Below are 10,494 nucleotides of genomic sequence, written 5' to 3' on the forward strand. Positions count from 1 at the left end.
TTCTACCTCGTCTGGCGGGAGCAAACCATGCCTGAGCTGCTGAATCCCGCGCCTGTCGCGCACCTGCGCCATCTGCTGCGCGCCCATTCCCCCCTTGTGCACTGCATGACCAATGATGTGGTGCAGACCTTTACCGCCAATGTTCTGCTGGCCGTCGGCGCCTCGCCGGCGATGGTGATCGATCCCCGCGAAGCGGCGCAGTTTGCCGCTATCGCCGATGCGCTGTTAATTAACGTCGGTACCCTGACCGAAGATCGCGCCGTGGCGATGCGCGCCGCGGTGGAGCACGCCCGTCAGGCCGGCAGGCCCTGGACGCTGGATCCGGTGGCGGTCGGCGCCCTGACCGTGCGCACGGCCTTTTGTCATGAGCTGCTGGCCCTCCAGCCGGCGGCCATTCGCGGCAATGCCTCTGAAATTCTGGCGCTGGCCGGGATGAGCGCCGGCGGGCGCGGGGTGGATACCACCGATACGGCCGCCGCGGCGCTGCCGGCGGCCCAGGCGCTGGCTCGCCGGCTGGCTACCGTGGTGGCGGTCACTGGCGAGGTGGACTACGTCACCGACGGCGAGCGGGTGCTCAGCGTGGCGGGGGGTAATCCGCTGATGACCCGGGTGGTGGGCACCGGCTGCGCGCTGTCGGCGGTGGTGGCGGCGAGCGCGGCGCTGCCGGGAGACCGGCTGGAAAACGTGGCCGCCGCCTGCGGGCTGATGAAGCAGGCCGGGGAGATCGCCGCCCGTCAGGGAGGCCCTGGCAGCTTTATTCCGGCGTTTCTCGACGCGCTGTATCAGGAGGTGCAGGGATGAAACGCATCAACGCCCTGACCATCGCCGGCACCGATCCCAGCGGTGGGGCCGGTATCCAGGCCGATCTGAAAACCTTCTCCGCGCTGGGGGCCTATGGCTGCTCGGTGATCACCGCCCTGGTGGCGCAGAATACCCGCGGCGTGCAGTCGGTCTATCGCATCGAACCGGATTTTGTGGCCGCGCAGCTCGACTCGGTGTTCAGCGATGTGCGTATCGATACCACCAAAATCGGCATGCTGGCGGAGACCGATATTGTGGAAGCCGTGGCCGAGCGGCTGGCGCGCTACCGGGTGGCCAACGTGGTGCTGGATACCGTCATGCTGGCGAAAAGCGGCGATCCGCTGCTGTCGGCCTCGGCGGTGGAGACCCTGCGTCAACGATTGTTGCCGCAGGTGTCATTGATCACCCCGAACCTGCCGGAAGCGGCCGCGCTACTCGATGCCCCCCATGCGCGCACCGAGCGCGAGATGCTGGAGCAGGGGCGGGCGTTGCTGGCGCTGGGCTGCGGCGCGGTATTAATGAAGGGCGGCCATCTCGACGACGCCGAAAGCCCGGACTGGCTCTTCACCCGCGAAGGGGAACAGCGGTTTACCACGCCTCGCGTGCAGACCAAAAATACCCACGGCACCGGCTGCACGCTCTCCGCCGCGCTGGCGGCGCTGCGCCCCCGTCATGCGGACTGGGCGGCCACCGTCGCCGAGGCGAAGGCCTGGCTGTCGGCGGCCCTGGCGCAGGCCGACTCTCTGGAAGTGGGCCACGGCATCGGGCCGGTGCACCATTTCCACGCCTGGTGGTAAATGGCAGCGCAACGGGACAGCAGAATCTCCTGAAAAAATGGCCCCCCGGCTGGAAAATAGGCTAAGTCGGTACCAGGCTTAACCTGCCCAAAAAAATTGGGTTGGGATAATGCATGCCGGCTTCGGCCGGCCTTACGGGAGATTGCTATGACTGATATTACGCAGTTGCTGGGCAAAGATGCCGAGAGCCTGTTGCAGCACCGTTGTATAACCATTCCGGCCGACCAGCTGTATCTGCCTGGGGCAGATTATGTTGATCGGGTGATGGTGGATAATAACCGACCACCGGCGGTGCTACGCAATATGCAGACCCTGTACAATACCGGACGCCTGGGGGGAACCGGCTACCTTTCCATTCTGCCGGTTGACCAGGGCGTGGAGCACTCGGCGGGCGCCTCCTTCGCCGCCAACCCGCTGTACTTTGATCCGAAAAATATCGTCGAGCTGGCGATCGAAGCCGGCTGTAACTGCGTGGCGTCGACCTACGGCGTGCTGGCCTCGGTGTCGCGCCGCTACGCGCATCGCATCCCTTTCCTGGTGAAGCTCAACCATAACGAAACGCTGAGCTACCCCACCGAATACGACCAGACCCTCTACGCCAGCGTTGAGCAGGCGTTCAATATGGGGGCGGTGGCCGTGGGAGCGACGATCTATTTCGGCTCGGAACAATCGCGTCGTCAGATAGAAGAGATTTCCGCCGCCTTTGAGCGGGCCCATGAGCTGGGCCTGGTCACCGTGCTGTGGGCCTATCTGCGCAATTCGGCGTTCAAGAAAGATGGCGTCGACTATCATGTCTCCGCGGACCTGACCGGTCAGGCCAACCACCTGGCGGCCACCATCGGCGCCGATATCGTTAAGCAAAAAATGGCGGAGAATAACGGCGGCTACAAAGCGGTTAACTTCGGCTATACCGACGATCGGGTGTACAGCAAACTGACCAGCGATAACCCCATCGATCTGGTGCGCTACCAGCTGGCCAACTGCTATATGGGCCGCGCCGGGCTGATTAACTCCGGCGGCGCGGCGGGCGGGGAGACCGACCTTGCCGACGCGGTGCGCACAGCGGTGATCAATAAACGCGCCGGCGGTATGGGGCTGATCCTTGGTCGCAAAGCGTTTAAGAAATCGATGGCTGACGGCGTGAAGCTGATCAATGCCGTGCAGGACGTCTACCTTGACGGGAAAGTGACTATCGCCTGATAAGCACGAGTATCGTTGGGATCCCCGGTGGCGCGACGCGCACCGGGGTTACCGTTGTGTATGCGCCTTCAGGCCGCGCCGTTACCGCGTCAGCAGCCAGCGGGCGGTATGTTCATCGGTCACCAGACCATTGATCCAGCCGCCTTTAAGGGCCGCCAGGATCGCCGGTCGTTTGTATTCTCCACAGGCCGCGGCAATACGCGGGCAGTGGTTCTGACGGATATCATAGCTGGTGATCATGCGGTTGATCTCGCTGTCTACCACGTGGCCTTCCGCATCGATAAACCGTCCGAGGATCTCTCCGATGCCGCCGCGCGCGGTCAGCTCATCCATTTGCGCCTGATTGATAAACCCGTCTTTAAAGATCGGACTTTGCGTGCCCAGGGGACCAATGCCGACAAAAATCACGTCCGCCTCTTGGGCGACGCCGGAGACGCTGCGGAATAAGCGGTTGGTGCACCACATCTCATGCTCCTCCGCGCTCTGGGCGTAGCGCGGCGCCGGCCACTGATAGTACTTGGCCTTAATTTTGCGGGTCAGCAGCAGGGGCACGTCATCGTAATAATTGCACTGCCCGTCGGCGTTCATGGCGCTGATCAGCGCCACGCAGCGGGTATTCAGGCTGTCAAAATCGATGCGCTGCAGCGCTTTTTTCAGGGTCAGGCCCGAGCCCAGGCCGATGATTTTCTCCTTATCATCCTGCAGATAGCGAGCCATCAGCTGATAGCAGCCAAACGACACGCTGTCGAGGGTGCTTTCTTCGCTAAAGGCGGGGACCACATTGCACTCGAGAAGCCGGTACTTTTCCTGCAGCAACTGCGCATAATCGAGGCAGTTTGCTACCGGATGGTGCAAATTAATCGACACTATCCCTTCTTCTTTCGCGGCGGCGATCAGCCGTTGCACCACCGGTCTGGAGGTGCCCAGCTGGCTGGCGATCTCGCTCTGATTCTGACCGGCGATGTAGTACATCCATGCGGCACGCACCTTCTGATCCAACCGGATATCGTCTTCTTTACTCATGGTTTCCCGCCCTAAGTTGCTGACCAGGGCTCGCAATTGGCCCGGCGAATACCCGCATTCTCGCCGTGGTTGGCATAACTGGCAAGCTTTTGCTCTTGTCTGGTCATTTGTAATTTAATTGGGTAATTGTTCTTTTGTGATCCGTGGCTCTTATTTTGGTCAAATGATCAATTACAGTGGCGCCATCAACTCAAGGAGAACAGAACATGAACAATCAATTCACATGGCTTCATATCGGTCTGGGTTCTTTTCATCGCGCGCATCAGGCGTGGTATCTGCATCGTCTGATAGCGTCCGGGGATAAGCGCTGGCACATCGCGGCAGGAAATATTCGTAACGACGCCGAGCAGGTGGTGCAGGCGCTGGCGGCGCAGGGAGGACGTTACGTCCTGGAGACCGTCAGCCCGGAAGGGGAGCGCGAATATGAAGAAATTACTTCTATCCAGAAATTGCTGCCGTGGCAGGCCGGGCTGCAGCCGCTGATTAACGAAGGGGCGAACCCGCAGACCAAAGTTATCGCCTTTACTGTGACGGAAGGGGGGTACTACCTGAACACCCGCCATCAGCTGGAAACCAGTAACCCCGATCTGCAGGCCGACCTGCAAGGCGAGTGCAAAACCATTTATGGCACCCTCGCGCGGATCCTGGAGAAGCGCATGGCCGACGACGCCGGGCCGCTGACCCTGCTCAACTGCGACAACGTGCGCCACAACGGCGAGCGTTTCCACGACGGCATGGTCGAGTTCCTGCAGCTCACCGGCAAACAGGCGGTGATTGACTGGATGGCGGCCAATACCACCTGTCCGAACACCATGGTGGACCGCATCACCCCGCGTCCGGCGGCCGATCTGCCGGCCCGTATCAAAGCGCAAACCGGGATTGATGACAAAGCGCCGGTGATGGGGGAGACCTTTATCCAGTGGGTGGTGGAGAACCACTTCCGTGATGCCCGCCCGAACCTGGAAGCGGTCGGCGTGGAGATGGTCGAGTCGGTCATCCCGTATGAAGAGGCGAAAATCCGCATTCTGAACGCGTCGCACAGCTGCATTGCCTGGGCGGGAACCTTAATTGGCCAGCAGTATATTCATGAAAGCACGCTGACCGATGTTATCTACGCCATTGCCGACCGCTACGTCACGGAGGATGTCATTCCCTGCCTCGGCGATAACGGCATTGATCTGCCCACCTACCGGGATGTGGTGCTTAAGCGCTTTACCAATCCCTATATCCAGGACACCAACCAGCGCGTCGCCGCCGACGGCTTCTCGAAAATTCCGGCGATGATCGCCCCCACGCTGCAGGAGTGCTATCAGCGCGGCGTCCGCCCTGAGGCGACCGCCATGCTGCCGGCGCTGTTCTTCGTCTTTATGGAGCAGTGGCATAAGGGAACGCTGCCCTATCAGTACCAGGACGGCATCCTGGATGCGCAGGCGGTGCATGAGATGTATGAGGCTCAGGATCCGGTGGCTGTCTATGCCCGCGATAAAGCCCTGTTTGGTGACCTTGCCAATAACGCGGATTTCCTGGCGCTGATGCGCGAGAAAGTCGCCGCCGTTTACACGCTGATTAAATAAAGAGGTGGCTATGTATCTGGGTATCGATCTCGGCACATCGGAAGTCAAAGCGCTGGTCATTGATGAGAACTATGAGGTTATCGCCAGCCATAGCGCGCCGCTGAGCATTCAGCGGCCCCATCCGCACTGGTCAGAACAATCACCGGAGCTATGGTGGGAGGCGACGGAGTACCTGATGAGCACGCTACGGGAAAAATGCGCGCAGCACTGGCCGGCCATCAAGGCGATTGGTCTCTCCGGACAGATGCACGGCGCGGTGTTGCTGGATGAAGAGGGGGAGACGATCCGTCCGGCCATTCTGTGGAACGACACCCGCTGCGCCGCAGAGTGCGCCGAGCTGGAGGCGATGGCGCCGGAGCTGCATCAGGTGGCGGGCAACCTGGCGATGCCGGGCTTTACCGCGCCGAAGCTGCTGTGGGTGCGCCGTCATGAGCCGCAACACTTTCAGCGCACCGCAACGGTGCTGCTGCCGAAGGATTATCTGCGCTATCGGATGACCGGGAAGAAAGTCTCCGACATGTCGGACGCCGCCGGGACGCTGTGGCTGGACGTGGCGAAGCGCGACTGGTCCGACGCTCTGCTGGACAAGTGCGGCCTGTCGCGCAGCCACATGCCGACGCTGGTCGAAGGCTGCGAGGTTTCCGCCACCCTTGATCCGCAGGTGGCGGCGCGCTGGGGGCTGAACGCCTCGGTGGTGGTGGCCGGGGGCGGGGGGGATAACGCGGTTAGCGCCATTGGCGTCGGCGCGGTCTCGCCGGGGGATGCGTTTATTTCGCTCGGCACCTCCGGGGTGCTGTTTGTGGTGACCGACGCCTATCGTCCGGCGCCGCAGTCGGCGGTACATGCGTTTTGTCACGTGCTGCCGAACCTGTGGCACCAGATGAGCGTCATGCTGAGCGCCGCCAGCTGTTTGCAGTGGTTCTGCCGCCTGACCGGCACCACGGAGGTGGCGCTGCTGGCGGAAATTGCCGAGCTCAGCGAGGAGGAGAAAGCCCACGCCCCGTTCTTCCTGCCCTATCTCTCCGGCGAACGTACCCCGCATAACGATCCTGACGCGCGCGGCATGTTCTGGGGCATGACCCACGCCAGCCTGCGCGCCCAGCTTGGCTACGCGGTGCTGGAAGGGGTGAGCTTCGGTATCAACGACGGCCTGCAGGCGTTGAAAGAGAGCGGTACGCCCATCGCGCAGTGCTCGCTGGTGGGCGGCGGCGCCCGCAGTCCTTTCTGGGCCCAGCTGCTGGCCGACATTCTCGCTATGCCGGTGGTGACCCATAAAGGGGGAGAGACCGGCGGCGCGCTGGGCGCGGCGCGGCTGGCCTGCCTGGCGGCGGGCAAACCGATTGCCGCGGTGTGTGAAAAACCGGAAGTCTGGCAGACCTGGCGTGCGGATCCCGTTCGCCACCACACCCTGATGCAACGCTACGCGCAGTTTAAAGACCTGTATTTAAACGACCTGAATTATCGGCAGCACTGATTTTCATCATAACAGCCGCTTCGTTGCACATCGCGGAGCGGCCACCCTGTACCCTGAAAACGAGGTCATTATGTCTATCAATAATAAACAGTGGCTCGGTTTACCCCTGAACCTGCTCTGGGGATACATCGCCATTGCCGTATTTATGACCGGCGACGGTTTTGAATTAGCCTTTCTGTCGCACTATATCAAAGCGCTCGGCTTCTCTCCGGCGGAGGCCTCCTTTGCCTTTACCCTCTACGGCCTGGCCGCCGCGCTGTCGGCGTGGATTTCCGGCGTGGTGGCGGAAATTATCACCCCGCTGAAAACGATGATGATTGGCTTCGTGCTGTGGTGCGTGTTCCACGTGCTGTTCCTCGTTTTCGGCCTCGGTCACGCCAACTATGCGCTGATCCTGATTTTCTACGGCATCCGCGGCTTCGCCTATCCGCTGTTCCTCTACTCGTTTATCGTGGCGATTGTCCATAACGTCAAAAGCGACAATGCCAGCTCGGCCATCGGTTGGTTCTGGGCGGTCTATTCCATCGGCATCGGCGTGTTCGGCAGCTATATTCCGAGCTTCACCATTCCGCACATTGGCGAACTGGGGACTTTATGGCTGGCGCTGGCCTTCTGCGTCACCGGAGGCGTGATTGCCCTGGCTTCCCTGCGCCATATTCAAACGCCGCAGCATATGCAGAATCTCACCACTCGCCAGAAATTTTCCGAGCTGGGACGCGCCGCGACGCTGCTCTATACCAACCGCAATATTCTGCTGTCGAGCATGGTCAGGATTATCAATACTCTCTCGCTGTTCGGTTTTGCGGTCATTATGCCGATGATGTTTGTCGATGAGCTGGGCTTCACCACTTCAGAATGGCTCCAGGTATGGGCAGTCTTCTTCTTCACCACCATTTTCTCTAACGTGCTCTGGGGGATCCTGGGGGAAAAACTGGGCTGGATGAAGGTGGTGCGCTGGTTCGGCTGCATCGGGATGGCGCTCTCCAGCCTGGCGTTTTACTACATCCCTCAGCACTTTGGCCATAGCTTTGCGATGGCGCTGATCCCCGCTATCGCCCTCGGGATCTTTGTCGCCGCCTTCGTGCCGCTGGCCGCTGTGTTCCCGGCGCTGGAGCCGAAGCACAAAGGCGCGGCGATTTCGGTCTATAACCTGTCGGCGGGGATGTCGAACTTTCTCGCGCCGGCGATTGCCGTGGTGTTGCTGCCGTTCTTCAGCACCATCGGGGTGGTGATCGCCTACACCGCATTGTACGTGGTGGCCTTTTTCCTCTGCGCCTTTATCCGCGTGGAGCAACCGGGGTTCTCCCACAAGGAAGCAACCGCCCGCGAGCAGGTTGAATTCTCTTAGGTGATGCGGCTGGCATGAAGCGCATGCCAGCCTTAATGAGGTGAACGAATGAGTATGCAGGCGGTTATTTTTGACATGGATGGCGTGATTATTGATTCCGAGGCGCTGTGGCGCCAGGCGCAGATTGACGCCCTCGCGCAGTGGGGGGCAACGGCGAGCGTGGATGAGTGTGAAACCCTCACCAAAGGCAAACGCCTCGACGAAATCGCCGGCACCTGGTGCCGCTATTTTCAGCTTGATCTCGACCCGCAGCGGCTTGAAGCCGCGATATTACAGCGTATTACCGGCCTGATCGCCACCGAAGGCGAGCCGATGCACGGCGTGCATGAGGCGTTATGCTATTTTCGCGAGGCGGGCTATCAAATTGCGCTCGCCACGTCATCATCCCGCCAGGTTATTGCCGCTGTGCTGAACAAGCTCTCGCTCTGGCACTTTTTCGACGTGGTTTGCAGCGCAGATGATGAACCACGCGGCAAACCGCACCCGGCGGTGTACCTGACGACGCTGCGCAAGCTCAATCTCAACGCCAGCCAGTGTCTGGTGATTGAGGATAGTTACAACGGTTTTTGCGCGGCTCAGGCCGCCGGTATTCCCACGGCGGTGGTTGCCGAAGATAGCCGACAGGGGCGCTATCAGGCCGCTGTCGGCCGCTATCAAACCTTACCTGAACTGCTGGAAGCGCTTAACGCCGAGCCAGCGACGGTCACATAACTTACGCTTTCGTGAGCGCAGAAAATCCCGGGATGTACACGGTCGGTCACTCTCTTTTCTGCGCTCACGCCCTTTTTTCTCCATGCCGATCCGCCTCACATTTCGCTCATCTTTTGTGAAAACAGTCACGTCTTGTTGTGCCAATGCCCAAATTTATGGCCTTGCTTAGCGGTGTTTGTCCGAGGCACTGCTACGTAATTGTGCTTAGATTATATATTGAAACGTATTTTCAATAATGTGAAACCGCTTTGCCGATTTGTCTCTGTCGATCGGATTTGGCCGTGATAAGGATTGAGCATGAAAATTGAATCTGTGAATGTCACCGTTTTCCAGTATCCCACTCGTCGGGTTTCCGACAGCGCCGGGCACTCCCATCCGGGGGCTGAAAGCATGGCCAAAATGGCGATGCTGACCATCACCGCTGATGATGGGGCGCAGGGTTTTTCGTTTGCGCCTCCGGAAGTCGTGCGCCCGTTCGTGGTGAATACTTTTTTTCGCAAAGTGCTGGTGGGGCAGGACCCGTTTAACCGCGAGCGTATCTGGCAGGATCTTAACCACTGGCAGCGCGGCAGCGCACATCAGCTAACGGAGCGCGCGCTGTCGTTTGTTGAACAAGCGCTGTGGGACCTGATTGGCCGCAGCCTCAGGATGCCGGTCTACAAGCTGCTTGGCGGCTATCGCGACACCGTCCCGGCTTACGGTAGCACCATGTGCGGCGACGATCTACCGGGCGGCCTGTCGACCCCGGAAGAGTATGCCGCCTTTGCCGAAAAGCTGGTCGCCCGCGGCTACAAGGCCATCAAACTGCACACCTGGATGCCGCCAATCTCTTTTGCGCCCAATCCCAAAATGGACATTAAAGCCTGCGCGGCGGTGCGCGAAGCGGTAGGGCCGGATATTGACCTGATGATTGATGGCTATCACTGGTACAGCCGCGCCGAGGCGCTGTGGATCGGCAAAGCGCTGGAAAAACTCAATTTCGCCTGGTTTGAAGAGCCGATGGAGGAGGATTCGATGTCCTCCTACGCGTGGCTGGCGGAAAACTTGTCGATTCCCATCGTCGGGCCGGAGAGCTTCGGCGGCAAGCACCACATGCGCGCCGAATGGGTGAAAGCCGGAGCCTGCGACATTCTGCGCGCCGGCGCTAACGGCGTGGGGGGCATTACCCCGACCATGAAGGTGGCGGCGCTGGCGGAATCTTTCGGCATGGATTGCGAAGTCCACGGCAACGGCGCGGCAAGCCTGGCGGTGGTGGGCGCGATCCGTAACTGCCGTTGGTATGAGCGCGGCCTGCTGCATCCGTTCCTCGACTACGATGAACCGGCGGCTTACCTCAACAGCATTGTCGACCCGATGGATGATCAGGGATTTGTGCATTTGTCACAACGTCCGGGCCTCGGCGAAGACATTAATTTTGCGTATATCGAAGCCAATACCGTTAGCCACGACTGATTTAAAAAAATAAATGCCCGATGGCGCTGCGCTTATCGGGTCTGCGGCCCGGTAGGCCGGATAAGGCGAAAATGCCGCCATCCGGCAACATGTACCCTACAGTACAGGCAAACA

The 10,494-nt window shown here is 60.2% G+C and carries 9 protein-coding genes; 8 read left to right on the forward strand and 1 reads right to left on the reverse strand.

Annotated elements, in window-relative coordinates; genetic code table 11:
- The first annotated feature begins 27 nt into the window (after positions 1-27).
- From thiM to fbaB, 3 genes are all read left to right on the forward strand, one after another.
- The gene (thiM, locus tag N438_RS22305; RefSeq protein WP_012967567.1) at positions 28-801 is read left to right on the forward strand and encodes a hydroxyethylthiazole kinase; all 774 of its coding nucleotides are present in this window, start codon (positions 28-30) and stop codon (positions 799-801) included.
- On the forward strand, positions 798-1,598 hold the full coding sequence (gene thiD / locus N438_RS22310) for a bifunctional hydroxymethylpyrimidine kinase/phosphomethylpyrimidine kinase (RefSeq protein ID WP_008804064.1): 801 nt from the start codon (positions 798-800) through the stop codon (positions 1,596-1,598). Before thiM ends, thiD begins: the two co-directional genes overlap by 4 nt.
- A gap of 147 nt (positions 1,599-1,745) precedes the next feature.
- The gene (gene fbaB, locus N438_RS22315) at positions 1,746-2,798 is read left to right on the forward strand and encodes a class I fructose-bisphosphate aldolase (RefSeq protein WP_004201578.1); all 1,053 of its coding nucleotides are present in this window, start codon (positions 1,746-1,748) and stop codon (positions 2,796-2,798) included.
- 81 nt (positions 2,799-2,879) lie between these two features.
- Here the strand turns inward: fbaB and N438_RS22320 are convergent, their stop codons facing one another.
- Complete coding sequence (locus tag N438_RS22320; protein ID WP_012541054.1) at positions 2,880-3,821, reverse strand: sugar-binding domain-containing protein; 942 nt, start codon at positions 3,819-3,821, stop codon at positions 2,880-2,882.
- Positions 3,822-4,027: 206 nt separating this feature from the next.
- Here N438_RS22320 and dalD point away from each other — a divergent pair, with 206 nt between their 5' ends.
- The 5 genes from dalD (at position 4,028) to N438_RS22345 (ending at position 10,380) form a co-directional block, all read left to right on the forward strand.
- Positions 4,028-5,395, forward strand: a complete 1,368-nt coding sequence (gene dalD, locus N438_RS22325) for a D-arabinitol 4-dehydrogenase (RefSeq protein ID WP_032736020.1) — start codon at positions 4,028-4,030, stop codon at positions 5,393-5,395.
- A 10-nt stretch (positions 5,396-5,405) separates the two neighbouring features.
- On the forward strand, positions 5,406-6,869 hold the full coding sequence (gene xylB, locus N438_RS22330; RefSeq protein ID WP_016161511.1) for a xylulokinase: 1,464 nt from the start codon (positions 5,406-5,408) through the stop codon (positions 6,867-6,869).
- Positions 6,870-6,939: 70 nt separating this feature from the next.
- Positions 6,940-8,217 carry a D-arabinitol transporter gene (dalT, locus tag N438_RS22335; protein WP_008804068.1) on the forward strand — a complete coding sequence of 426 codons (1,278 nt, stop codon included), beginning with the start codon at positions 6,940-6,942 and terminating at the stop codon, positions 8,215-8,217.
- A 48-nt stretch (positions 8,218-8,265) separates the two neighbouring features.
- Positions 8,266-8,928, forward strand: coding sequence for an HAD-IA family hydrolase (locus tag N438_RS22340; RefSeq protein ID WP_116696516.1), 663 nt, complete (start codon positions 8,266-8,268; stop codon positions 8,926-8,928).
- 297 nt (positions 8,929-9,225) lie between these two features.
- Positions 9,226-10,380 (forward strand): mandelate racemase family protein, encoded by a 1,155-nt coding sequence (locus N438_RS22345; protein ID WP_008804070.1) that lies wholly within the window; start codon positions 9,226-9,228, stop codon positions 10,378-10,380.
- Positions 10,381-10,494: the final 114 nt, after the last annotated feature.

The sequence above is a fragment of the Klebsiella sp. GL120222-02 genome, from assembly GCF_003097195.1.
Taxonomy (GTDB): domain Bacteria; phylum Pseudomonadota; class Gammaproteobacteria; order Enterobacterales; family Enterobacteriaceae; genus Klebsiella; species Klebsiella variicola.